The sequence below is a fragment of the Streptomyces sp. NPDC004051 genome (assembly GCF_053604275.1).
Window position 1 is genome coordinate 1 of the sequence record NZ_JBSGHG010000037.1, and the last position, 23,725, is coordinate 23,725.

The following is a 23,725-nucleotide window of genomic DNA, read 5'->3' on the forward strand; positions in this document are numbered from 1 at the left end:
ACCCCCCGGGCCATGCGTTCGACAGGGGGGACCAGTCATGCCGGCTCCAGAGGCCGGGAGCCCCATTGCGGGGCCACGAAAAAGGTAATGGGGGGGGACAGGGGTGCCGAGGCGAGACGTGTGGCGACGGCCGCATACCATCGATACCAGACCCTCCCGTCCGGCAGGCACGGGAAACGCAGCGACGAGGGGACACCGGTGGACGCAAGCGGCGGACGCGGGCAGCCGCGATCCGGCAACGACGAGTCGGCCGAGCGCCCCGGGGGGGCCCCGGCGGGCGCACCCCCCACGGACGGGGGCCGCTTCGACCCGCCCGAAACCACCCCGAGCACCCCCGACGAGCACACCGCCGACCGTGATCCGTCGGCCTCCGGCGACGCCCCGTCACGGACCGGCGGCACTCCGACGGACACCGGGACCGCGCCCCGCAACGGGGAACCCGCGGAGCCTCCCGGCCCGGACCGTCCGGGGGAGCCCGGCGAGTCGAGTCGGCCCGCCGAGCCCCACGGCACCGAGCGCACCCTCGCCCACTCCGGATCCGGCCAGGGGACCGCACCGCGTCCCCCGGAGCAGCAGCGCGGTGGACTGCTGATGGGACGCCCCTTCGGCGTGCCCGTCTACGTCGCCCCCAGCTGGTTCCTCGTCGCCATCCTGATCACCTGGGTGTTCGGCGGCCAGATCGACCGCGTGCTGCCCGAACTCGGCGCCGCCAGCTATCTGGTCTCACTGTTCTTCGCCGTCGCCTTCTACGCCTCCGTACTCGTCCACGAACTGGCCCACACCCTCGCCGCCCTCCGCTTCAAGCTGCCGGTGCGCCGCATCCAGCTCCAGTTCTTCGGCGGCGTCTCCGAGATCGAGAAGGAGGCGGAGACCCCCGGGCGGGAGTTCGTGCTCGCCTTCGTCGGCCCCCTGCTCTCCCTCGTCCTGTCCGGCCTGTTCTACGTCGCCCTGCTCGCCGTCGAACCCAGCTCCGTCCCCGGCGTCCTGCTGGCCGGCCTGATGATCTCCAACCTCATCGTGGCCGTCTTCAACCTCCTGCCCGGCCTCCCTCTCGACGGCGGACGCATGCTCCGCGCGGTCGTCTGGAAACTCACCGGCAAGCCGATGAGCGGTACCGTCGCCGCCGCCTGGGTGGGCCGCGTCCTCGCCGTCTCCGTCCTGATCGGCCTTCCCCTGCTGACCCAGTCCGGAGCCCTGGGCTCCGCCGCCGAGGACAGCGTCGGCATGGACACCGTCCTCGACGCGCTGCTCGCCGCCATCCTCGCCGCGATCATCTGGACCGGCGCCGGCAACAGCCTGCGCATGGCCCGCCTGCGCGAACACCTTCCCGAACTGCGCGCCCGCGCCCTCACCCGCCGCGCGGTGCCCGTCGAGACGGACACCCCGCTCTCCGAGGCCCTGCGCCGTGCCAACGCCGCCGGGGCCCGGGCCCTGGTCGTCGTCGGACCCGACGGCGCCCCGCTCTCCCTGGTGCGCGAGGCCGCCATCGTCGGGGTACCCGAACACCGCCGCCCCTGGGTCCCGGTCAGCGGACTCGCCCAGGACCTCACCGACGGCATGCGCGTCTCGGCCGAGCTCGCGGGGGAGGACCTCCTCGAGGCCCTGCGCGCCGCTCCCGCCACCGAGTACCTGGTCGTCGAGGCCACCGGCGAGATCTACGGCGTCCTGTCCGCGGCCGACGTCGAGCGGGCCTTCGTCAAGGCCATGGCCCGCCCCGCCTGACGGCCGCCCCGCCCTCGGGTGGTCAGGGGCCCACGGCGGGACCGGTAGGCTGGTCACATGTCCGAACCGACCGGTGCCGCCCGCCGCCGTGGGCCCTTCAAGGTCGGGGACCAGGTACAGCTGACCGACCCCAAGGGCCGTCACTACACGTTCACGCTCGAGGGCGGGAAGAACTTCCACACCCACAAGGGTTCCTTCCCCCACGACGAACTGATCGGCGCACCCGAGGGCAGCGTTGTCCGCACCACCGGGAACGTCGCCTACCTCGCGCTGCGTCCCCTGCTCCCCGACTACGTCCTGTCCATGCCCCGCGGGGCAGCCGTCGTCTACCCCAAGGACGCGGGGCAGATCCTCGCCTTCGCCGACATCTTCCCCGGCGCCCGCGTCGTGGAGGCAGGCGTGGGCTCCGGCTCGCTCAGCAGCTTCCTGCTGCGCGCCATCGGCGACCAGGGCATGCTGCACAGCTACGAACGCCGCGAGGATTTCGCCGAGATCGCCCAGGCCAACGTGGAGCGCTACTTCGGCGGCCCGCACCCCGCCTGGCAGCTCACCGTCGGCGACCTCCAGGACAACCTGTCCGACACCGACGTCGACCGCGTCGTCCTCGACATGCTGGCCCCCTGGGAATGCCTGGAGGCCGTCTCCAAGGCACTCGTCCCCGGCGGCATCCTCTGCTGCTACGTCGCGACCACGACCCAGCTCGCCCGGACCGTCGAGTCCATCCGCGAGATCGGCTCCTTCAACGAGCCGACCGCCTGGGAATCCATGATCCGCAACTGGCACATCGAGGGACTGGCCGTCCGCCCGGACCACCGGATGATCGGCCACACCGGCTTCCTGCTCACCGCCCGCCGCCTCGCCGACGGGGTCGAGCCCCCCATGCGCCGACGCCGCCCCGCCAAGGGCGCCTACGGCGAGGACTACTCGGGACCCAACGCCGAGGCGGGCACCGCCCGCTGACCCGTTCCGCCACGAACCGTCCCACGACAACGCACCGGCGCCGTGGCGCAGTTCCCGGACCGCACCGGGAACTGCGCCACGGCGCCCTCATGTTGACGCGACGGCGGCCGGTGTCCTCCGGGGCCCCGCACCGCAACCGCGCACCCCGGCGTTCCCCTGCACTGTGACGTGTGGCACGATGCTGGCCACCCCCACCGGCACAGCCCTCACAGGAGACACTCCTCGTGCAGTCATCCGCCGTTCCGGAACTCGCCCACACGCACACCCGCCCGATCCACTGGGTGGCCACCGCCACGGCCGTCGCCGGAGTCGTGGCGCTCTCCGGCCTGCTGCAGCCCGGAGCCGCGACCGCGGCCCAGACACCCGATCCGCAGACCCCGCGGACCAAAAGCGCCCCGGTGCAGATCGCCCCGCCGGACCCCGCGGACGTCGAGTTCCCGATCGAGTGCGGTCCGGTGCGGGCCGTGGTCAAGAAGGAGGCGGCCGGCGACCTCGACGGCGACGGACGGCCCGAGACCGTGGCGGTCGTCCACTGCGACGCACCCATGGGCACCCCGCCCGACGGCATGTACGTCCTGACCGAGGCCGCCGGAGGCGGCGCACCACGTGTGGTGGCCACCCTCGTCGACCCCAAGGACCGCACCAACGTGGACGACTTCGCCGTGCGTGACGGCGAGATCACCGCGGCGCTCCTCGGCTACTCGTCCTCCGACGTACCCAGTTGCTGCCCCGACGTGCGCAAGAGCCTGAAGTGGCACTGGGACGACGGTGCGTTCGTCCGCTCCGCGCCCTCCGACGCCCGGAGCGTGTGAACCACACGCTCCGGGCGGTGAGGGCGACCACCCGAGAAGCCGGAGAATTCCGGGAGGCCGGACAGTGGTGACGGAAGGCGTCGAAGCGGTCACCCGGCGTCCGGGCCGTACACCTCCACGCCGTCGGCCACGCGCCGCACGTGGATGCACTCGCCCGGACACTCCTTCGCCGAGTCGACCACATCCGCGAGAACCGGCAGCGGCACCCGCGCCGTCGCCCCCTCGGCCTGCAACAACTCGTCGTCCGGGCCCTTCACATAAGCCAGGCCGTCGATGTCCAGCTCGAACACCTCGGGCGCGTACTGCGCGCAGATGCCGTCACCGGTACACAGGTCCTGGTCGATCCAGACCTCCAGGGCCTCGGCGTCGACCCCGGCCTCCTGCTGCACGCTCATCTCCCCTGCCGTCTTTCGCGTCGGGCCGAACGGGAATCCGGCCAGCTCCGACGGGTGTTGAACATATCGACCCTACCTCCGCCGGGGTTCCCGTCACCCTCGGTGGGTATTCCCCTGGCGTGAGGGAGAGCGCAAGGGTGAAGATCGGACACACCCCGACCGTCTTTGTGATCTAGGGGTTTCAATCGACACCCGCCCAGGTAGGGTCTGGAAGCGTCCAGCTCCCCTTGGAGGAGGTGAGGACCGTGGCAGCCCACGACGACGACATGAACCGCGGCATCCGCCCGGGACGCGGGTCCGACGACCCGGCCGGGCAGATCGCCTATCTCGAGCAGGAGATCGCCGTCCTGCGCCGCAAGCTCGCCGACTCTCCGCGACACACGAGGATTCTCGAAGAGCGGATCGTCGAGCTGCAGACCAACCTGGCCGGCGTGTCCGCCCAGAACGAACGACTCGCCGGCACGCTCCGCGAGGCCCGCGACCAGATCGTGGCCCTCAAGGAGGAAGTGGACCGGCTGGCCCAGCCGCCGGCCGGCTTCGGGGTTTTCCTCCTGGCGAACGAGGACGGCACCGCCGACATCTTCACCGGCGGTAGAAAGCTCCGGGTGAACGTCAGCCCGAGCGTCGACCTCGACGAGCTCCGGCGTGGCCAGGAAGTGATGCTCAACGAAGCGCTCAACGTGGTCGAGGCCATGGAGTTCGAGCGCGTCGGTGACATCGTCACCCTCAAGGAGATCCTCGAGGACGGGGAACGCGCCCTCGTCCTCGGCCACACCGACGAGGAGCGGGTGGTCCGGCTCGCCGAACCCCTGCTGGGCATCACCATCCGCCCCGGTGACGCCCTCCTGCTCGAACCCCGCTCCGGGTACGTCTACGAGATCGTCCCGAAGAGCGAGGTCGAGGAGCTCGTCCTCGAGGAAGTCCCCGACATCGGCTACGAGCAGATCGGCGGCCTCGGCAACCAGATCGAAGCCATCCGCGACGCCGTCGAGCTGCCCTACCTCTACCCGGACCTGTTCAGGGAGCACGAACTGCGCCCGCCCAAGGGCGTACTGCTCTACGGGCCCCCCGGATGCGGCAAGACGCTCATCGCCAAGGCCGTCGCCAACTCGCTGGCCAAGAAGGTCGCCGAGGTCACCGGCCAGGCCGCCGGCAAGAGCTTCTTCCTCAACATCAAGGGCCCCGAGCTGCTGAACAAGTACGTCGGCGAGACCGAGCGGCAGATCCGCCTGGTCTTCCAGCGGGCCCGTGAGAAGGCCAGCGAGGGCACCCCCGTCATCGTCTTCTTCGACGAGATGGAATCCCTCTTCCGCACCCGCGGCTCCGGCGTCAGCTCCGACGTGGAGAACACCATCGTCCCGCAGCTCCTCGCCGAGATCGACGGCGTGGAGGGCCTGCAGAACGTGGTCGTGATCGGCGCCTCCAACCGCGAGGACATGATCGACCCCGCCATCCTGCGGCCCGGCCGGCTCGATGTGAAGATCAAGATCGAACGTCCGGACGCCGAGGCGGCCAAGGACATCTTCGGCAAGTACCTCACCCAGCGCCTCCCGCTGCACGGCGACGACGTCGCCGAGCACGGCGGCGACAGGGGCATGACGGTCCAGAGCATGATCCAGACCGCGGTGGAACAGATGTACGCCGAGAGCGAGGAGAACCGCTTCCTGGAAGTCACGTACGCCAACGGAGACAAGGAAGTCCTCTACTTCAAGGACTTCAACTCCGGCGCCATGATCGAGAACATCGTCGGCCGCGCCAAGAAGATGGCGATCAAGGACTTCCTCGAGAAGAGCCAGAAGGGTCTCCGCGTCTCCCACCTGCTCCAGGCATGTGTGGACGAGTTCAAGGAGAACGAGGACCTGCCCAACACCACCAACCCCGACGACTGGGCCCGAATCTCCGGTAAGAAGGGTGAGCGGATTGTTTACATCCGCACCCTCATCACCGGAAAGCAGGGCGCGGACACGGGACGCTCCATCGACACGGTGGCAAACACCGGTCAATACCTGTAAAAAGCAGGGCGGCTGCGGGTGCCCTCGACGGGTACCCGCAGCCGACTGCTTTCCGGGAGACGACCGGGAACACGGCAAAGAGGCAAATGATCTCCCCACCAGCGCAAAGGCGTTCTAGGCTCTTCGGTACCGCCGAGTCGCGCAGTGCGGGGACGGGCACCGCACACGCACGGAGCGCCAGCGGTACTTGAGCAGCGCCCCCGACCGGGGACGCCGCCGGGCAAGGAGGGCCGCATGACTGTACGGCGAGTAATGGGCATCGAGACGGAGTACGGGATCTCCGTCCCCGGCCACCCCAACGCCAATGCCATGCTCACCTCGTCCCAGATCGTGAACGCCTACGCGGCGGCGATGCACCGGGCCCGCCGGGCCCGCTGGGACTTCGAGGAGGAGAACCCGCTGCGCGACGCACGAGGCTTCGACCTCGCACGCGAGGCCGCCGACGCCAGCCAGCTCACCGACGAGGACATCGGCCTGGCCAACGTCATCCTCACCAACGGCGCGCGACTCTACGTCGACCACGCGCACCCTGAATACAGCGCCCCGGAGGTCACCAACCCCCGCGACGCCGTCCTCTGGGACAAGGCCGGCGAACGCATCATGGCCGAGGCCGCGGAGCGGGCGGCGGCGCTCCCCGGGGCCCAGCCCATCCACCTGTACAAGAACAACACCGACAACAAGGGCGCCTCCTACGGCACCCACGAGAACTACCTGATGAGGCGGGAGACCCCGTTCTCGGACATCGTCCGCCACCTCACCCCGTTCTTCGTCTCCCGCCAGGTCTTCACCGGTGCGGGCCGCGTCGGCATCGGCCAGGACGGGCACGAGCACGGCTTCCAGCTCAGCCAGCGCGCGGACTACTTCGAGGTCGAGGTCGGCCTCGAGACCACGCTGAAGCGCCCCATCATCAACACCCGCGACGAACCGCACGCCGACGCCGAGAAGCACCGCCGGCTCCACGTGATCATCGGCGACGCGAACCTGTCCGAGATCTCCACCTACCTGAAGCTCGGCACGACCGCGCTCGTCCTGTCGATGATCGAGGACGGCTTCATCGCCGTGGACCTCGCGGTCGACCAGCCCGTACGGACGCTGCACCAGATCTCGCACGACCCGACCCTGAAACGGCTCGTCACCCTCCGCAGCGGCCGCACACTCACCGCCGTCCAGCTCCAGATGGAGTACTACGAGCTCTCCCGCAAATACGTCGAGGAACGGTACGGGGCCGACGCCGACGACCAGACCAAGGACGTCCTGGCCCGCTGGGAGGACACCCTCAACCGCCTGGAGAACGACCCCATGAGCCTGGCCGGCGAGCTGGACTGGGTCGCCAAGCGGGAACTCATGGAGGGCTACCGGCGCAGGGACGACCTGGACTGGGACGCCGCCCGTCTGCACCTCGTCGACCTCCAGTACGCCGACGTACGCCCCGACAAGGGGCTCTACAACCGTCTGGTCGCCCGCGGCCGCATGAAGCGGCTGCTGGACGAGAGGGAGATCGAGCGGGCCCGGACGAAGCCGCCGGAGGACACCCGCGCCTACTTCCGCGGACGCTGCCTGGAACAGTACGCGGACGATGTGGCGGCGGCCTCCTGGGACTCGGTGATCTTCGATCTGCCGGGCCGGGACTCGCTCCAGCGCGTCCCAACCCTGGAACCGCTTCGCGGAACGCGTAATCACGTCAAGGAGCTCCTGGACCGCTGCCGCACGGCAGAAGACCTGGTCAGGGTGTTGTCCGGGAACTGAACCACGATCCGGGAACCCGGGAGGGGCCGGCCAGGCGGGGTGGAAGACCCCGGAGCCGGGAATCATCGAGACGGTCCCCGTACGTTGGAGCAAGTACGGGGGCACGGTCGGACCAGGCTTGTAGGGTCTGATCAACACTGATCGGCGCAATGCCGACCATGTCGGGCGAGCTGAGCGGGGTGAGGGTTATGGCAACGAAGGACACCGGCGGCGGGCAGCAGAAGGCCACACGCTCCACGGAGGAGGTCGAGGAGCAGGCGCAGGACGCGCAGGCCTCCGAGGACCTCAAGGAGCGCCAGGAGAAACTGAACGACGACGTGGACTCCGTACTCGACGAGATCGACGACGTGCTTGAGGAGAATGCCGAGGACTTCGTACGGTCCTTCGTTCAAAAGGGCGGCCAGTAGGCCGGATCGACCTTCGTTTCGAAGGTCGCGGCTCAGGGTCGTGGGTACGGGGGAGTAGCTGGTGAAACGCTGCCCGCGGTGCGTCGGTCCGCACCGCGGGCGGCCTTCGCCGGTGGCGGAATGCCCCGGCCATACATGTGGATCACTGCCGCAAGACGGGTAGGGTCCGTGGCGTACCGTGCATCAACTGCAATTCGGCCATCGGCAAGTTGGGAGACGATCCCGACGCCATTCGTCGGGCTGCCGCCTATCTGGAGGGAACCTCGTGGAAGCCAACACTCCTAGCACCGGGCGGCTGCCGGCCGCCTTCCTGACGCCAGGGTCTTCCTCCTTCATGGACTTCCTCTCCGATCACCAGCCCGAGATGCTGCCGGGGCGGCGGAAGCTGCCGCCGCTCCAGGGAGCGGTCGAGGCGCCGCACGGCACGACGATCGTGGCCGTGAGCTTTCCCGGGGGTGTCGTGCTCGCCGGTGACCGCCGGGCCACCATGGGCAACGTCATCGCCCAGCGGGACATCGAGAAGGTGTTCCCGGCGGACGAGTACTCGGCGGTGGGCATCGCCGGTACGGCGGGGCTCGCCGTGGAGATGGTGAAGCTGTTCCAGCTGGAGCTGGAGCACTTCGAGAAGGTCGAGGGGACGCAGCTGTCCCTGGAGGGCAAGGCGAACCGGCTGTCGACCATGATCCGCTCCAACCTCGGGATGGCGATGCAGGGCCTGGCCGTGGTCCCGCTGTTCGCGGGGTACGACACGGACCGGGAGAAGGGGCGGATCTTCTCCTACGACGTCACGGGCGGGCGCTCGGAGGAGCAGGGCTACGCCGCCACCGGCTCCGGATCCGTCTTCGCGCGCAGCGCCATGAAGAAGCTCTTCCGGGACGACCTGAGCGAGACCGAGGCGACCACACTGGTCGTGCAGGCCCTGTACGACGCGGCGGACGACGACTCGGCGACCGGCGGTCCCGATGTCGCCCGGCGGATCTACCCGATCGTCACGGTGATCACCGAGGACGGCTACCGCAGGCTCTCCGAGGACGAGGCGTCCGGGATCGCCCGGTCCGTGCTGGAGCGGCGGCTGGAGCAGCCGGACGGCCCGCGGGCCTCGCTGCTGTAGGGCGGGCGGTTCGATGCCGAGGGACCTCCACCCCCATCCAGTGACTTCGACAGAAAGGGACGGTTGACCCGTGTCGACGCCGTTCTATGTCTCACCCCAGCAGGCGATGGCCGACCGGGCGGAATACGCCCGCAAGGGGATCGCCCGTGGTCGCAGCCTGGTCGTGCTGCAGTACGCCGACGGCATCGTGTTCGTCGGTGAGAACCCGTCCCGGGCGCTGCACAAGTTCAGCGAGATCTACGACCGGATCGGCTTCGCGGCCGCCGGCAAGTACAACGAGTACGAGAACCTGCGGATCGGCGGTGTGCGCTACGCCGATCTGCGGGGTTACACCTATGACCGTGACGACGTGACCGCCCGGGGCCTGGCGAACGTGTACGCGCAGACGCTGGGGACGATCTTCTCGAGTGCGGCGGAGAAGCCGTACGAGGTGGAGCTGGTGGTGGCCGAGGTCGGGGAGACCCCGGAGGGCGACCAGATCTACCGGCTGCCGCACGACGGTTCCATCGTGGACGAGCACGGATCGGTCGCGGTGGGGGGCAACGCGGAGCAGATCAGCGGGTACCTGGATCAGCGCCACCGGGACGGGATGACGCTGGCCCAGGCGCTGGAGCTGGCGGTGCAGTCGCTGTCGCGGGACACCAACGGCGGTGAGCGGGAGATTCCCGCGGAGCGGCTGGAGGTGGCGGTGCTGGACCGCACGCGGCCGCAGCAGCGGAAGTTCCGGCGGATCACGGGGCGGCAGCTGGCGCGGCTGCTGGAGGCCGGTGGCGCGGAGACGGCGTCCGAGGCGGAGGCCGACGCCGACGGGGACACGGAGACCGGGGCCGGGGGCGAGGAGTAGGCGCGTTCGGAGCGGGCCTGTCGGCGACGGGGCGGGGGCGGCCCCCGCCCCGTCGCCTTTCCGTTTCAGGGGTGTGCGGTGGCCGGGCCGGTCGAGCCCCGGGGCACCAGGTGGACGGGGATGTCCCCGGCCTCGGGCTCGCGGCGGTCCAGGACCGCGAGGAGGGTCTGCATGCCGCGTTCGCCGAAGAGTTCCGCGTCGAGGCGGACCGTGGTGAGCTCCGGGTCGAGGGCCGTGGCCAGGGCCAGGTCGTCGAAGCCGGTGACGGAGAGGTCGTCGGGGATGCGCAGGCCCAGGCGGCGGGCCGCCTTGTAGGCGCCGGCCGCGAGCTGGTCGTCGTCGCAGATGACGGCGGTGGGGCGGCCGGGCCCGGTGAGGGCGGCCCGGGCGGCGGTGACGGCGCCGTGGATGGAGATGGGCGAGCGGGCCGTGCGGAGCGTGGCGCCGGGGGTCGCGGCCAGTCGGGCGGTCAGTTCACGGGCGCGTACCTCGAAGGTCCAGGAGGGCACGTCGGCGGCCAGGTGCAGGAAGCTGCGGTGGCCCAGGGCCACGAGGTGGCGGGTGATCTGGCGGATGCCGTCGGCGATGTCGAGGTTGACCGTGGCGGCGCCCGGGTTGCTCTCGGGATCGCTGTCGAGCATGACCAGGGGGAGCTGGTCGCCGCGGATGTCGGTCAGGGCGTCGGCGGCCATGGAGGAGGCGATGACGCCGTCGAGCGCGGCCTGCGCCGAGGCGAAGGGGTTGCGGGCGGGGCCGATGCCCTCGGGCGAGGGGTAGAGGACCACGCCGAAGCCGTGCTGGGCGGCGATGCGGGCGGCCCCGGTGTAGACGCCGGCGAAGAACTCGGTGGTGAGGGCGGGGACGACGAGGAGGACGGTGCGGGTGTGTCCGAGGCGCAGGTTGCGGGCGGCGAGGTTGGGGCGGTAGCCGAGGCGGTGCGCGGCGTCGCGTACGCGTTGTGCGGTGGCCTCCGAGACGCGGCCGCGCCATTTGTCGCCCATGACGAGGGACACGGCGGCCTGGGAGACGCCGGCGGCTCGGGCGACGTCCCTGCTCGTGGGGCGGGTCTGGGCTCGGGCCACCGTGGGGCCGCTCCTTCGTCTGGGCTGGGTCTGGGCTGCGTGTGGGCTGCGTGTGGGCTTCGTCTGGACTGGTGAACAGCCGACATGGTACGTATGAGGGCCTTGGTTATACGTACAACGTCGATGAATCCGGTGGACGCCGGTGGTGAGTGGAGGCGCGGCATGGCCACGGGATACCTGGAGATCCTCCGGGCGCGGCACGCCACCCGGCTGCTGGTGGGCACCCTGGTGGGACGGCTGCCGAACGCGACCGCGGCCATCGCGATCGTGCTGTTCGTCCGCGCGCAGGGCGGTTCGTACAGTCTGGCCGGCGCCCTGGCGGCGGTGTACGGCGTCGCCAACGCGGTCGGCCAGCCGGTGCTGGGGCGCCTGGTGGACCTGCGGGGACAGCCGCGGGTGCAGCTGCCGGCCGCGGTGCTGTCGGCGCTGGCGATGGCGGTCTTCGCCTTCGTGGGGATCGAGCCGCGGGCCGCGGCCTACGCGTCGGTGGCCGCCGCGGGGCTGTTCACGCCGCCGCTGGAGGGCGGGCTGCGGGCCCTGTGGTCCTCGGTGCTGCACCGGGAGGAGCAGATCCACCGGGCGTACGCGATGGACGCGGTGGCGCAGGAGGTCATGTTCACCGTCGGGCCGCTGCTCGTGACGGTGTGCGCCTCGCTGTGGTCGCCCCAGGCCGCGCTGCTGGTGCTGAACGTGCTGGGGGTGCTGGGCGCCCTGTCCGTGGTCGTGTCGGCGCCCTCGCGCGCGTGGCGGTCGGCGCCGCGTGAGGCGCACTGGCTGGGCGCGCTGCGCTCGCCGGGGCTGCTGGCGCTGCTGGGCGCCTTCCTGTTCGTCGGCATCGCGATGGGGGCCATCACGGTGGCGTCGGTGCCGTACGCGGACGCACACGGGGGCGACCACGTGTACGGCTGGCTGATGTCGGGACTCGGTTTCGGCGCGCTCGTCGGCGGTGCGGCGTACGGGGCGCGGCAGTGGGCGGGTGAGCCGGCGCGGCGACTTCAGGTGCTGGTCGCGTTTCTGGCGGTGTGTTACCTGCCGCTGACACTGATGCCGGGCGCGGTGGCGATGACCTTCCTCACGGTGCTCGCGGGCGTGTTCCTGGCCCCGGTGATCGCCTGTGCCTTCGTGCTGGTGGACCGGCACGCGCCGGCCGGGACGGTCACCGAGGCGTTCTCGTGGCTGGTGACGATGTTCACGGTGGGCGCCTCGGTGGGAACGGGCCTGGCGGGCCCGGTGGTCGAGGCGGGCGGCGCGCAGTGGGGATTCGCGGTTCCGGCCGCCGCGGGAGCCGTGGCTCTGCTGGTTTTGATTTCCACCGGAAGGGTATTGGCGGTTGCCGTTCGGGGGGCGGTCGTTGCGGTCGGTTCGGAAAATGATCCGAACCGTGCCCTCGAACCTCGTTTGGGTTCAGGGGATCGGGCGTAATGTTCAGTCATGGACCGCCGCATTTTCGGGCTGGAGAACGAGTACGGCGTCACGTGCACGTTCAGGGGACAGCGGCGCCTGTCTCCTGACGAGGTGGCGCGGTACCTCTTCCGCCGTGTTGTGTCATGGGGCCGAAGCAGCAATGTCTTTCTGCGCAACGGCGCCCGTCTCTATCTCGACGTGGGGTCGCATCCGGAATACGCCACACCCGAATGTGACAACGTGACCGAGCTGGTCACGCACGACAAGGCCGGGGAGCGCATTCTCGAAGGGCTCCTGGTGGACGCCGAACGACGCCTGCACGAGGAGGGAATCGCGGGCGACGTCTACCTGTTCAAGAACAACACCGACTCGGCGGGCAACTCGTACGGGTGCCACGAGAACTATCTGGTGGCACGGCACGGGGAGTTCTCGCGACTCGCGGACATCCTCATCCCGTTCCTGGTGACCCGCCAGCTGCTGTGCGGTGCCGGAAAGGTGCTGCAGACGCCGCGTGGGGCCGTCTACTGCGTCAGTCAGCGGGCGGAGCACATCTGGGAGGGCGTCTCCTCGGCGACGACCCGCTCCCGGCCGATCATCAACACGCGCGACGAACCGCACGCGGACGCCGAGCGCTACCGCCGGCTGCACGTCATCGTGGGCGACTCGAACATGTCCGAGACGACCATGCTGCTGAAGGTCGGGGCCACCGATCTGGTGCTGCGCATGATCGAGGCGGGCACGGTGATGCGCGACCTCACCCTGGAGAACCCGATCCGGGCGATCCGTGAGGTGAGCCATGACATCACCGGCCGCCGCAAGGTCCGCCTGGCGAGCGGCCGGGAGGCCTCCGCACTGGAGGTGCAGCGCGAGTACTACGAGAAGGCGCTGGACTTCTGCGAGCGTCGCGGTATCCGCACCGGCACCGTCGAGCAGGTGCTCGAACTGTGGGGCCGTACGCTGGACGCGATCGAGGCCGAGGACCTCGACCGCATCGACACCGAGATCGACTGGGTCATGAAGTACAGGCTCATCGAGCGGTACCGGGCCAAGCACAACATGACCATGTCGCATCCGCGGGTCGCGCAGATAGACCTCGCCTACCACGACATCCACCGCCGTCGTGGTCTCTACTACCTGCTGGAGAAGAAGGGGCAGGCCGCCCGGATCTGCAACGATCTGAAGATCTTCGAGGGCAAGTCCGTTCCGCCGCAGACCACCCGGGCGCGGTTGCGCGGTGACTTCATCCGCCGGGCGCAGGAGCAGCGGCGGGACTTCACCGTCGACTGGGTCCATCTCAAGCTCAACGACCAGGCGCAGCGGACGGTGTTGTGCAAGGATCCGTTCCGGTCGGTGGACGAGCGGGTGGAGAAGCTGATCGCCGGTATGTGAGAGGGGGTGTGCCGCGGATCCCGTGAACCGCGGAACACCACACGGGCGTCGCACGTTACTCAGTGCGGCGCCCTTCTCACGCCGTAGAGTTGCGCGGACGCCACCCACAGGATCAACGATTACGAGGCCCCCACCGTGCGCCGACGCTCACTCCTCATTGCCGTACCCGCCGGACTGGTCACTCTTGCCGCGTGCGGCGACGGTGAGTCCGATTCGAACAGGGCCGGTGAGAGCGCCTCGCCGTCGGCTCCGGACGGCTCGGCCGCGCCGTCGCCGAAGATCGTCGACGGTCCGTTGCCGGCGATCACCGCGGGCGTGAAGTTCGGTGAGAAGCCCACGGTCGAGAAGGGCAGCGGCGAGCCGTCCGAGGACCTGGCGGTGAAGACGGTCATCGCGGGCGGCGGCAGGACCATCGCCGAGAACGACTTCGTGGTGGCCCACTACCTGGGCCAGGTGTGGAGCACCGCGAAGGTGTTCGACAACTCCTACGACCGCAAGAGCCCGCTGGCGATCCAGCTGGCCCAGGGCAGCATCATCGACGGCTGGCGGTACGCGCTGGCCGGCAAGAAGACCGGCAGCCGGATCGAGATGGCGGTCCCGCCCACCTGGGGGTACGGCACGCAGGGCAACGAGCAGGCGGGCATCAAGGGCACCGACACGCTGGTCTTCGTGGTGGACGTGCAGGACGCGTTCAACGCCAAGAGCTCCGCCGAGGGCACCGAGGTCGCCCAGGACGACACCGGTCTGCCCAAGGTGGGGACCAACACCGACGGCAAGGCCCCGGACATCGAGGTGCCCGACGCGGCCGCCCCGAAGAAGCTCGTGTCGAGCTACGTGCTGGAGGGCGACGGCCCGAAGGTCGGTGCCGAGGACAGCGTGCTCGTGCAGTACAAGGGCGTGCTGTGGGACGGGGGCAAGGAGTTCGACTCGACGTACTCCCGGAAGCAGCTGACCTCGTTCTCGCTGCAGCAGGTCGTCAAGGGCTGGGCGCAGGGGCTCACCGGGAAGAAGGTCGGCAGCCGGGTCCTCATCGTCATTCCGCCGGAGCTGGGTTACGGCGACAACCCGCCGCAGGGCAGTGACATCAAGAAGGACTCCACACTGGTCTTCTCGGTCGACATCCTCGCGAAGTTGTGACCGCGCGTGATGTAAGACTGTGTGTGTTCGCCTTTCCGTAGACAAGCAGGAGCGTTAGACGTGAGCATCGACAAGCCCGAGATCGACTTCCCGGGCGGCGAGCCCCCGGCGGACCTCGAGATCAAGGACATCTGGGAGGGCGACGGGGAGGTGGCGCAGGCGGGTCAGACCGTCACCGTCCACTACGTCGGTGTCGCCTTCAGCACGGGTGAGGAGTTCGACGCCAGCTGGAACCGCGGCACTCCGTTCCGCTTCCCGCTGGGCGGCGGCCGGGTCATCCAGGGCTGGGACCAGGGCGTGCAGGGCATGAAGGTCGGTGGCCGTCGCCAGCTGACCATCCCCGCCCACCTCGCCTACGGAGACCAGAGCCCGACCCCGGCGATCAAGCCCGGTGAGACCCTGATCTTCGTGGTCGACCTGCTCGGCGTGTGATCGCCCGCTCGATCACGGCCTGATCACCGTCGGCCGGGTTGCGGCCGGAGTCGATCACTTGGGGTCCATGCCTGCCCGGGCATGGGCCCTCGGCTTTTGCCGCGCCACCACGGGGCGGTACGGTCATCGGACTGAGCACCATAGGGAGGCGAAGGGCGTCGATGGCCATTGCGAAGGCCGAGCGGCTGATGAACCTGGCGCTGTGTCTGCTGGGGACGCGGCGGCCACTGAGCAAGCGTGAGCTGCGCGAGTCCGTCGAGGCCTACCTCGAGGCGGCTTCCGACGACGCCTTCAACCGGATGTTCGAGCGCGACAAGGACGATCTGCGCGAACTCGGGCTCGTCATCGAGACCGTCGAGAACCTCGACGGCGAGGTCGGCTACCTGGCCCGGCGGGACAGCAACCGCCTGCCGCCCATCACCCTCGACGCGGAGGAGGCCGCCGCGCTGGGGCTGGCCGCCAAGGTGTGGCAGCAGGCCAGACTGGCCGGCGCGGCCAGCGGCGCCCTGCAGAAGCTGCGGGCGGCGGGGCTACCCGAGGACGTCGACCCCTACGGGGCGCACGGCGCGCTCGAGCCGCGCATCCCCGTGCACGAGGCCGCCTTCGAACCGCTGATGCTGGCCTGCCGCGATCGCCGGCCGGTCGTCTTCGACTACCGCAAGGCCAACGCGGTGGAGCCCGAGTCCCGCCATGTCGAGCCGTGGGCGCTGGAATGCTGGCGGGGCCACTGGTATCTGGCGGGCTGGGACCGCGACCGAGGCGCCGAGCGGGTGTTCCGGTTGTCCCGGATCACCGGCAGGGTGCGCTCCCGCGGCACTCGTTACACCACCCCGGTGCCGGACGTCGTCACCGTCCGCGAGACGGTGGCGAGCTGGGCGGGGGAGAGCGCCGACCGCTCCGCGCGCATCCGGCTGCGCTCCGAGGCGGGGTACCCCCTTCGGGCGAAAGCCACCGCGGTGCGGGAACTCGGCGACGGCTGGGAAGAGTTGGAGATTCCGTACGGGCACGGCCTGGATGCCTGGCTGGTGGAGTTCGGGCCGGACGTGGTGGTCCTGGAACCCGCCGAGCTGCGGGCCGACGTGGTGGACCGGCTGCGCGCCGTGGCCAAGGGCTGAGGGGAAGCGGACAAGAACGTGGCAGGCAAACCGGTCAGGCCCGTCAACGCCATCGACCAGACCCGGCGGATGCTCTCCCTGGTGACCTATCTGCGGGAGCGCCCCGGCGCCCGGATCGAGGACGTGGCGCGCGCCTTCGGCATCACCGAGGACGAGCTGGTCTCCGACCTCGACGTGCTGCCCATGTGCGGCACCAGCTTCCGCGGCGGCGATCTGCTGGACATCGACACCGACGGTGAGCGCATCTGGTGGCACAACCCGGCCGCGCTCGGGGCGGAGGCGGCCGAGCCGCTGCGGCTGGCCGCCGACGAGGCCACCGCCCTGCTGGTCGCCGCCCGGGCCGTGGCCACGCTGCCCGGACTGCGGGAGAGCGACCGGCAGGCGCTGCTGCGGGCCACCGCCAAGGTGGAGGCGGCGGCCGGTGAGGCGGCGGGCGCCAGCTCCCGGCTGTCGGTGACCTTCGAGTCCGAGGGCGGCGTGTTCGCGGACGTCGACCGGGCCATCGCCGAGCGCCGCAGACTCTGGATCCGCTACTACTCGCCCGCACGCGACGAGCTCAGCGAGCGCGAGATCGATCCCATCCGGCTGGTCAGCGTCGGGCACACCTATGTCGAGGCCTGGTGCCGTCGCTCCGAGGCGCGGCGTACGTTCCGGCTCGACCGGGTCGCCGAGATCCGCATCCTCGACGAACCGTCCGCGCCGCCCGAGGTCGAACTGCGGGACCTGTCGGAGGGGCTGGTACAGCCGGCCGCGGAGGATCCGGAGGTCGTGGTCGAGGTGGGGCCGGGCGGGCGCTGGGTCGCCGAGTACTACCCGCACGACAGCGCGGATGAGCTGGCCGACGGCGGGCTGCGTATCACCCTGCGGACGCCCGACCCGGCGTCGCTGAGACGGCTGGCGCTGCGGCTCGGGCGGGACGGCCGGATCGTCGCGCCGCACGATCTCGCCGAGAGCGCCCGGCGGGCGGCCCGCGAGGCGCTGGCGGCGTACGACGGGGCCGGGACGGCCGGATGAGCGGACCGCGCGCCGTACGCGTGGTCCGGGGCGGGCAGGACGACAGGCAGGAGCGGGGACTGTGAGCGAGTCGGCGACCTCTGGTGCTCGGGGCATGACGGTGGCGTCCGCGTTCTCCGGGATGAGAAGCGTGGCGCCGGTCGTGTTCCGGGCGGGCTGCCCGGACTGCAGGGGGCGTTTCGAGCTCGCCGCGAGCGCGCTGCGTCTGGTCATAGGCGCCAGCAGACGGACCACTTTCTACTCGTTCACCTGCCCCGCGTGCGAGACCGCGGTCCGCAAGCCGGCCGGGGAGAGGGTCGTCGAACTGCTCACCGGCGGCGGGGTCAGCACCCTGCGGCTGCACTCCACCGCGTAGGACCTCCGCGACGGGACGGTCTAGGCTCGACCCCATGTTCTGGCCGATGTTCGCGGTAGCTGTGGGGTTCCTGGGTCTCGTGGTGCTCGGGGTGTTCGCCGTACGGGTCTTCGTCGAGGCGGAGCGGCTCGGCAGACAGGTCAGTGACTCGGCGCGGCGCATCAGCCGGGCCGCGGAGGACCTGGAGCGGGCGGCGACCGGGGCGGCCCGCTCCGCCGAAGCGCTCTGAGCGCCCCGGAACAGGCCTCCCCGCTGTGCCCTGTCGAGTTGACGGCACCGGCAGGTACGCTGCTGAGGCGGCCCGGAGAACGAGGCCCGGACCGCGGACGGAAGTACGCACGGGGATTGCCGGAGGTTTACCTCTGAGCGTTACGATCGCTGACAGCGCCGTCGTTCGGGCACCTGTCCGACCGGTCGGACAGCCACCCACCCACCCGCCTCGGTGAGAAGGTAAAGACTTATGGGACGGCTCGGACCTACCGAGATCATTCTCATCCTCGTCGTCGTCATCCTGCTGTTCGGCGCGAAGAAGCTCCCGGACATGGCACGGTCGCTCGGCAAGTCGGCCCGCATCCTCAAGAGCGAGGCGAAGGCGATGAAGGAGGAGAACAAGTCCTCCGCCCCGGCCGATCCGCCGGCCGACGGCGAGCAGCCCCCGGCACAGCGCACCATCCAGGCGGCCCCCGGCGACGTGACCAGCTCCCGCCCGGTCGCGGAGCCGACGGACACGACCAAGCGCTGACGCAGGGCCGGTGATCCCCGGCCCGCCGCACGAGATGGGAACGTGGGTTGCTCAAGTCTGCCCGCAAGCAGGAGAAGGATCCCGAGGGGCGGATGCCTCTTGTGGAACACCTGCGTGAGCTGCGCAATCGGCTCGCCAAGTCTGTTGCCGTGATCATCGTGGTGATGATCGCAGCTGCGTTCTACAGCGAGCAGCTCATGCAGTTCCTCGCGGAGCCGGTGCCGAAGTGCGAGGATCTGGCGAACAGCGACGGCGGCAACTGTGCCATCGTGTCGTTCAATACCCTGACGTCGCCGTTCACCACGACGATCAAGGTGAGCCTCATGGCCGGCCTCGTCGTCTCCAGCCCGGTGTGGCTCTATCAGCTCTGGGCGTTCGTGGCCCCCGGACTGCACAGGCACGAGAAGAAGTACACCTACATCTTCGTCTCGGCTGCGGTCCCGTTGTTCGCGGGCGGTGCCTACCTGGCGTACGTCATCCTGCCGATCAGTGTGAAGGTGCTTCTCAGCCTCACGCCCGGGGGATCGGCCAACATCCTGTCGCTCGACGAGGTCCTCGACTTCACCATCAGGATGGTGCTGATCTTCGGCTTGGCCTTCGAGCTTCCTCTCATGCTCATCATGCTGAACATGGTCGGTATCGTTTCCGGCCGGCGCATGGTCGGCTGGTGGCGGGGTGTCGTCATGGGTGTCTTCGTCTTCGGTGCGGTGGCGACGCCCACGACGGACCCCGTGGGGATGATCGCGCTCTCCGGTCCCATCATCCTTCTCTACTTCGCTGCTGTGGCGTTCTCGCTGCTCAACGACAAACGACGCGCCCGTAACGAGTCTGTGGGCCCGGCCGACGACGAGGCATCCGAGCTGGATCTCACCCCCGCGGCCGTCGACCCGGTGGAACCCGTGGCCGCCGTGCCCGAGCAGGCGACCAGGGACCGGGTCAACGGTTATGACGACGTGACCTGAGGAGCCGGTCGAACCTCGTAAGGTCACTCCCGTGACCAGCGAGATCACCCTCTTCGTCAACCCCACCGCGGGTCGCGGCCGGGGCGCCCGTGCGGCGCGACCGGCCGCTTCCGCGTTGCGTGCGGCCGGTTTCTCCGTGCGGACCGTGCTCGGCGAGGACGCGGCGGACGCCCTCGCCCGCGCGCGGGACGCCGTCGAGCAGGGTACCGGCGCCCTGATCGCCGTCGGCGGTGACGGCATGGTGAACCTGGCCCTGCAGGCCGTCGTCGGCACCGGCACCCCGCTCGGCCTGGTCGCCGTCGGCACCGGCAACGACTTCGCCCGCTCCCTGGGCATGCCCCTGCGGGAACCGGCCGCCGCGGGCCGGATGATCGCCGACGCCCTCAAGTGCGGGCGGGTGCGCGACATCGACCTGGGACGGGTCGGCGACCGCTGGTTCGGAGCCGTCCTCGCCTCCGGGTTCGACTCCCGGGTCAACGACCGCGGCAACCGGATGCGGCTGCCGGCGGGGCGCTTCAAGTACGACCTCGCCGTCCTCGCCGAACTCGCGGCGCTGCGGCCGATCCCGTACCGGATCACCCTCGACGACGGCGCCGTCCGCGAGGTCGAGGCGACGTTGGTCGCCGTCGGCAACGGGGCGTCGTACGGCGGCGGCATGCGGATCTGTCCCGGCGCCGACCTCACGGACGGGCTGTTCGACGTCACCGTGGTCGGCGACTGCGGCCGCGCCAGGCTGCTGCGGGTGTTCCCGACGGTGTACCGGGGCGCCCACGTCCACCTTCCAGAGGTCAGCGTGTTCCGGGCCTCGCGGGTGGAGCTGGCGGCCGAGGAGGTCACCGGGTACGCGGACGGCGAGCCGGTCGGGCCGCTGCCGCTGACCGCGCGCTGTGTCCGGGGCGCGGTCCGGGTCGTGGGGCCCTGAGCCGGTCGTGAGCCCCTGAGCTGGGCGTACCGCGGGCCCGACGGGAACGGATCCGGATAATGATCGTCCTGTTGTCAGTGCGGCCCGGTACGCTCGGGAGCACGATGACAGAGGACCTCTCACCGGCCGAGCGGTACGCGGCAGCACGCAGGCGCGCTGCGGAGCAGGCCACCGCACTCGCCTCCTTCCGCGAGATGTACGACTTCGGCCTCGACCCCTTCCAGATCGAGGCCTGCCAGGCGCTCGAAGCGGGGAAGGGCGTGCTGGTGGCCGCGCCCACCGGCTCCGGCAAGACGATCGTCGGCGAGTTCGCCGTCCACCTCGCCCTCCAGCAGGGCAAGAAGTGCTTCTACACGACGCCCATCAAGGCGCTCTCGAACCAGAAGTACACCGATCTGTGCCGCCGTTACGGGACCGACCAGGTCGGTCTGCTCACCGGCGACAACAGCGTCAACTCCGGAGCCCCCGTGGTCGTGATGACCACCGAGGTGCTGCGGAACATGCTGTACGCGGGCTCGCAGACGCTCCTCGGCCTCGGGTACGTGGTCATGGACGAGGTGCACTACCTCTCCGACCGCTTCCGGGGCGCCGTCTGGGAGGAAGTGATCATCCACCTCCCCGAGTCGGTGACCCTGGTGTCCCTGTCGGCGACGGTGTCGAACGCCGAGGAGTTCGGCGACTGGCTGGACACCGTCCGCGGCGACACCGAGGTGATCGTCTCCGAGCACCGGCCCGTGCCGCTGTTCCAGCACGTGCTCGCCGGGCGGCGGATCTACGACCTGTTCGAGGAGGGCGAGGGGCAGAAGAAGGCCGTGAACCCCGACCTCGTGCGGATGGCCCGGATGGAGGCGACCCGCCCGTCGTGGGGCGACCGGCGCCGCGGCCGCGCCATGCGCGAGGCGGACCGGGAGCGTGAGCGCAGACAGCGCTCCCGGGTCTGGACACCGGGCCGCCCCGAGGTGATCGAGCGGCTCGACGCCCAGGGCCTGCTGCCCGCCATCACCTTCATCTTCAGCCGCGCCGCCTGCGAGGCCGCCGTCCAGCAGTGCCTGTACGCGGGCCTCAGACTCAACGACGACCAGGCGCGGGAGCAGGTCCGTTCCCTCGTCGAGGAGCGCACCGCCTCCATTCCGGCCGAGGACCTGCACGTCCTCGGCTACTACGAGTGGCTGGAGGGCCTGGAGCGGGGCATCGCGGCCCACCACGCGGGGATGCTGCCGACGTTCAAGGAGGTCGTCGAGGAACTCTTCGTCCGCGGCCTGGTCAAGGCGGTCTTCGCGACCGAGACCCTCGCCCTCGGCATCAACATGCCCGCCCGCTCGGTGGTGCTGGAGAAGCTCGTCAAGTGGAACGGCGAGCAGCACGCCGACATCACCCCCGGCGAGTACACCCAGCTGACCGGCCGGGCCGGCCGGCGCGGCATCGACGTCGAGGGCCACGCGGTCGTGCTGTGGCAGCGCGGCATGAACCCCGAGCACCTCGCGGGACTGGCCGGCACGCGCACGTATCCGCTGCGGTCCAGCTTCAGGCCGTCGTACAACATGGCGGTCAACCTGGTCGAGCAGTTCGGCCGGCACCGCTCGCGCGAGCTGCTGGAGACGTCGTTCGCGCAGTTCCAGGCGGACAAGTCGGTGGTCGGCATCTCGCGGCAGGTGCAGCGCAACGAGGAGGGCCTCGAGGGCTACCAGGCCTCCATGACCTGCCACCTCGGTGACTTCGAGGAGTACGCGCGGCTGCGCCGCGACCTCAAGGAGCGGGAGACGGAGCTGGCCCGCCAGGGCGTGGCGCAGCGGCGCGCGGAGGCGGCCGTCGCGCTGGAGAAGCTCAAGCCCGGTGACGTCATCCACGTGCCCACCGGCAAGTACGCGGGGCTGGCGCTGGTCCTCGACCCGGGGCTGCCCGCGGGCCGTGCGGGCGGCCACCGCGGCATCGAGTACCACGACGGCCCGCGCCCCCTGGTGCTGACCGCGGAGCGGCAGGTCAAGCGGCTGGCGTCGATCGACTTCCCGGTGCCCGTCGAGGCGCTGGAGCGGATGCGCATCCCCAAGTCGTTCAACGCGCGCTCACCGCAGTCCCGTCGGGACCTGGCGTCCGCCCTGCGCACCAAGGCCGGGCACATCGAGCCGGACCGGCACCGCAAGCGGCGTTCCCAGGCGGCCGACGACCGGGAGATCGCCCGGCTGCGCAAGGAGATCCGGGCGCATCCGTGCCACGGCTGCGACGACCGGGAGGACCACGCCCGCTGGGCCGAGCGCTACCACCGGCTGCGGCGGGACACCGCACAGCTGGAGCGGCGCATCGAGGGCCGGACGAACACCATCGCCCGCACCTTCGACCGCATCGTCGGCCTGCTGACCGAGTTGGACTATCTGCGGGGCGACGAGGTCACCGAGCACGGCAAGCGGCTCGCCCGGTTGTACGGCGAGCTCGACCTGCTGGCCAGCGAGTGCCTGCGCGAGGGCGTCTGGGAGCAGCTGGGCCCGGCCGAACTGGCCGCCTGTGTCTCGGCGCTGGTGTACGAGGCCCGGGTCGGCGACGACGCGATGGCGCCCAAGGTGCCCACCGGCAAGGCCAAGGCCGCGCTCGGCGAGATGGTCCGCATCTGGGGGCGCCTCGACGCCCTGGAGGAGGATTTCCGGATCACCCAGACCGAGGGCGTGGGGCAGCGCGAGCCCGACCTCGGCTTCGCCTGGGCCGCCTACATGTGGGCGTCCGGCAAGGGCCTGGACGAGGTGCTGCGTGAGGCGGAGATGCCTGCGGGGGACTTCGTGCGCTGGTGCAAGCAGGTCATCGACGTACTGGGCCAGATCTCGGCCGCGGCACCGGCGGTGGAGGGCTCGACGGTCGCGAAGAACGCCCGCAGGGCGGTGGACGCGCTGCTGAGGGGAGTGGTGGCCTACTCGTCCGTGGGCTGACCGCCCCGGCGCTCCACCCCGCCGGCCCGGCCCCGGACCGGCCCGCCCGGTACCCGGTGAAGCCCGGCGCGCTCCGTGCGCGCCGGGCTTCACCGCGTACCGGGCTTCCGTGTCCGGTGCGCTCCGGGCGCCTCGCCCCTTCCTGGCGTCACCGCGCGGTGCGGGCGCCCTTCACCCTTCACGGTGAGTGAACACCGCACACCCGTACGTCGTGACGCAGGGTGTTCGACCGGAATCACGGCGTGTA

At 70.4% G+C, this 23,725-nt stretch carries 22 protein-coding genes and 1 pseudogene; 21 read left to right on the forward strand and 2 right to left on the reverse strand.

The window, feature by feature from the left end; translation table 11 throughout:
* Positions 1–198 precede the first annotated feature (198 nt).
* The 3 genes from ACWEQO_RS28280 (at position 199) to ACWEQO_RS28290 (ending at position 3,494) form a co-directional block, all read left to right on the forward strand.
* Entirely contained in the window at positions 199–1,722 is a 1,524-nt protein-coding gene (locus ACWEQO_RS28280; protein WP_452985723.1) for a site-2 protease family protein, read from the forward strand.
* Positions 1,723–1,779: 57 nt separating this feature from the next.
* Positions 1,780–2,682 (forward strand): tRNA (adenine-N1)-methyltransferase, encoded by a 903-nt coding sequence (locus tag ACWEQO_RS28285; protein ID WP_361462926.1) that lies wholly within the window; start codon positions 1,780–1,782, stop codon positions 2,680–2,682.
* Positions 2,683–2,906: 224 nt separating this feature from the next.
* A complete protein-coding gene (locus tag ACWEQO_RS28290; protein WP_452985724.1) occupies positions 2,907–3,494 on the forward strand; it encodes a hypothetical protein in 588 nt (195 codons plus the stop codon).
* An 89-nt stretch (positions 3,495–3,583) separates the two neighbouring features.
* Here ACWEQO_RS28290 and ACWEQO_RS28295 read toward each other — a convergent pair whose 3' ends face one another.
* Positions 3,584–3,889 (reverse strand): ferredoxin, encoded by a 306-nt coding sequence (locus ACWEQO_RS28295; protein ID WP_361462921.1) that lies wholly within the window; start codon positions 3,887–3,889, stop codon positions 3,584–3,586.
* Positions 3,890–4,134: 245 nt separating this feature from the next.
* Between ACWEQO_RS28295 and arc the strand changes: the two genes are divergently transcribed.
* The 6 genes and pseudogenes from arc (at position 4,135) to prcA (ending at position 10,009) form a co-directional block, all read left to right on the forward strand.
* Positions 4,135–5,901: a proteasome ATPase gene (gene arc, locus ACWEQO_RS28300; protein WP_361462919.1), complete on the forward strand. Its 1,767-nt coding sequence runs from the start codon at positions 4,135–4,137 to the stop codon at positions 5,899–5,901.
* A 234-nt stretch (positions 5,902–6,135) separates the two neighbouring features.
* Complete coding sequence (gene dop / locus ACWEQO_RS28305; RefSeq protein WP_361462916.1) at positions 6,136–7,647, forward strand: depupylase/deamidase Dop; 1,512 nt, start codon at positions 6,136–6,138, stop codon at positions 7,645–7,647.
* A gap of 188 nt (positions 7,648–7,835) precedes the next feature.
* Positions 7,836–8,054 (forward strand): ubiquitin-like protein Pup, encoded by a 219-nt coding sequence (locus ACWEQO_RS28310; protein WP_053128307.1) that lies wholly within the window; start codon positions 7,836–7,838, stop codon positions 8,052–8,054.
* 122 nt (positions 8,055–8,176) lie between these two features.
* Positions 8,177–8,368: pseudogene (locus ACWEQO_RS28315) on the forward strand (endonuclease domain-containing protein); the annotation flags it as partial.
* Positions 8,320–9,165 carry a proteasome subunit beta gene (gene prcB, locus ACWEQO_RS28320; protein WP_361462912.1) on the forward strand — a complete coding sequence of 282 codons (846 nt, stop codon included), beginning with the start codon at positions 8,320–8,322 and terminating at the stop codon, positions 9,163–9,165. The pseudogene ACWEQO_RS28315 and the gene prcB, both read left to right, overlap by 49 nt.
* Before the next feature lie 70 nt (positions 9,166–9,235).
* Positions 9,236–10,009 carry a proteasome subunit alpha gene (prcA, locus tag ACWEQO_RS28325; protein ID WP_361462909.1) on the forward strand — a complete coding sequence of 258 codons (774 nt, stop codon included), beginning with the start codon at positions 9,236–9,238 and terminating at the stop codon, positions 10,007–10,009.
* Between the two features lie 65 nt (positions 10,010–10,074).
* Here the strand turns inward: prcA and ACWEQO_RS28330 are convergent, their stop codons facing one another.
* The gene (locus ACWEQO_RS28330) at positions 10,075–11,091 is read right to left on the reverse strand and encodes a LacI family DNA-binding transcriptional regulator (RefSeq protein ID WP_361462855.1); all 1,017 of its coding nucleotides are present in this window, start codon (positions 11,089–11,091) and stop codon (positions 10,075–10,077) included.
* Positions 11,092–11,253: 162 nt separating this feature from the next.
* Here ACWEQO_RS28330 and ACWEQO_RS28335 point away from each other — a divergent pair, with 162 nt between their 5' ends.
* From ACWEQO_RS28335 to ACWEQO_RS28390, 12 genes are all read left to right on the forward strand, one after another.
* Positions 11,254–12,513, forward strand: a complete 1,260-nt coding sequence (locus tag ACWEQO_RS28335; RefSeq protein WP_452985725.1) for an MFS transporter — start codon at positions 11,254–11,256, stop codon at positions 12,511–12,513.
* Between the two features lie 9 nt (positions 12,514–12,522).
* The gene (gene pafA / locus ACWEQO_RS28340; protein ID WP_361462850.1) at positions 12,523–13,884 is read left to right on the forward strand and encodes a Pup--protein ligase; all 1,362 of its coding nucleotides are present in this window, start codon (positions 12,523–12,525) and stop codon (positions 13,882–13,884) included.
* 135 nt (positions 13,885–14,019) lie between these two features.
* The gene (locus ACWEQO_RS28345; RefSeq protein WP_361462848.1) at positions 14,020–15,021 is read left to right on the forward strand and encodes an FKBP-type peptidyl-prolyl cis-trans isomerase; all 1,002 of its coding nucleotides are present in this window, start codon (positions 14,020–14,022) and stop codon (positions 15,019–15,021) included.
* Positions 15,022–15,081: 60 nt separating this feature from the next.
* A complete protein-coding gene (locus ACWEQO_RS28350; protein ID WP_361462845.1) occupies positions 15,082–15,453 on the forward strand; it encodes an FKBP-type peptidyl-prolyl cis-trans isomerase in 372 nt (123 codons plus the stop codon).
* A 161-nt stretch (positions 15,454–15,614) separates the two neighbouring features.
* Complete coding sequence (locus ACWEQO_RS28355) at positions 15,615–16,568, forward strand: helix-turn-helix transcriptional regulator (protein ID WP_361462842.1); 954 nt, start codon at positions 15,615–15,617, stop codon at positions 16,566–16,568.
* An 18-nt stretch (positions 16,569–16,586) separates the two neighbouring features.
* A complete protein-coding gene (locus ACWEQO_RS28360) occupies positions 16,587–17,582 on the forward strand; it encodes a helix-turn-helix transcriptional regulator (protein WP_452985726.1) in 996 nt (331 codons plus the stop codon).
* A gap of 61 nt (positions 17,583–17,643) precedes the next feature.
* A complete protein-coding gene (locus tag ACWEQO_RS28365; protein WP_361462839.1) occupies positions 17,644–17,937 on the forward strand; it encodes a hypothetical protein in 294 nt (97 codons plus the stop codon).
* Positions 17,938–17,971: 34 nt separating this feature from the next.
* Complete coding sequence (locus ACWEQO_RS28370; protein ID WP_361462836.1) at positions 17,972–18,166, forward strand: hypothetical protein; 195 nt, start codon at positions 17,972–17,974, stop codon at positions 18,164–18,166.
* A 231-nt stretch (positions 18,167–18,397) separates the two neighbouring features.
* Complete coding sequence (tatA, locus tag ACWEQO_RS28375; protein WP_361462834.1) at positions 18,398–18,679, forward strand: Sec-independent protein translocase subunit TatA; 282 nt, start codon at positions 18,398–18,400, stop codon at positions 18,677–18,679.
* Positions 18,680–18,771: 92 nt separating this feature from the next.
* Positions 18,772–19,641: a twin-arginine translocase subunit TatC gene (gene tatC / locus ACWEQO_RS28380; protein WP_361462856.1), complete on the forward strand. Its 870-nt coding sequence runs from the start codon at positions 18,772–18,774 to the stop codon at positions 19,639–19,641.
* 31 nt (positions 19,642–19,672) lie between these two features.
* A complete protein-coding gene (locus ACWEQO_RS28385; protein WP_361462832.1) occupies positions 19,673–20,563 on the forward strand; it encodes a diacylglycerol kinase in 891 nt (296 codons plus the stop codon).
* A 59-nt stretch (positions 20,564–20,622) separates the two neighbouring features.
* On the forward strand, positions 20,623–23,478 hold the full coding sequence (locus ACWEQO_RS28390; protein ID WP_361462830.1) for a DEAD/DEAH box helicase: 2,856 nt from the start codon (positions 20,623–20,625) through the stop codon (positions 23,476–23,478).
* Positions 23,479–23,725: the final 247 nt, after the last annotated feature.

Bases quoted from the DNA above. Each gene is read 5' to 3' on its own strand.
- ACWEQO_RS28295 (WP_361462921.1), bottom strand. From the start codon at position 3,889: ATGAGCGTGCAGCAGGAGGCCGGGGTCGACGCCGAGGCCCTGGAGGTC.
- ACWEQO_RS28310 (WP_053128307.1), top strand. From the start codon at position 7,836: ATGGCAACGAAGGACACCGGCGGCGGGCAGCAGAAGGCCACACGCTCC.
- ACWEQO_RS28370 (WP_361462836.1), top strand. From the start codon at position 17,972: ATGTTCTGGCCGATGTTCGCGGTAGCTGTGGGGTTCCTGGGTCTCGTG.
- tatA (WP_361462834.1), top strand. From the start codon at position 18,398: ATGGGACGGCTCGGACCTACCGAGATCATTCTCATCCTCGTCGTCGTC.
- pafA (WP_361462850.1), top strand. From the start codon at position 12,523: ATGGACCGCCGCATTTTCGGGCTGGAGAACGAGTACGGCGTCACGTGC.
- ACWEQO_RS28355 (WP_361462842.1), top strand. From the start codon at position 15,615: ATGGCCATTGCGAAGGCCGAGCGGCTGATGAACCTGGCGCTGTGTCTG.
- tatC (WP_361462856.1), top strand. From the start codon at position 18,772: ATGCCTCTTGTGGAACACCTGCGTGAGCTGCGCAATCGGCTCGCCAAG.
- dop (WP_361462916.1), top strand. From the start codon at position 6,136: ATGACTGTACGGCGAGTAATGGGCATCGAGACGGAGTACGGGATCTCC.
- ACWEQO_RS28335 (WP_452985725.1), top strand. From the start codon at position 11,254: ATGGCCACGGGATACCTGGAGATCCTCCGGGCGCGGCACGCCACCCGG.
- ACWEQO_RS28285 (WP_361462926.1), top strand. From the start codon at position 1,780: ATGTCCGAACCGACCGGTGCCGCCCGCCGCCGTGGGCCCTTCAAGGTC.
- ACWEQO_RS28390 (WP_361462830.1), top strand. From the start codon at position 20,623: ATGATCGTCCTGTTGTCAGTGCGGCCCGGTACGCTCGGGAGCACGATG.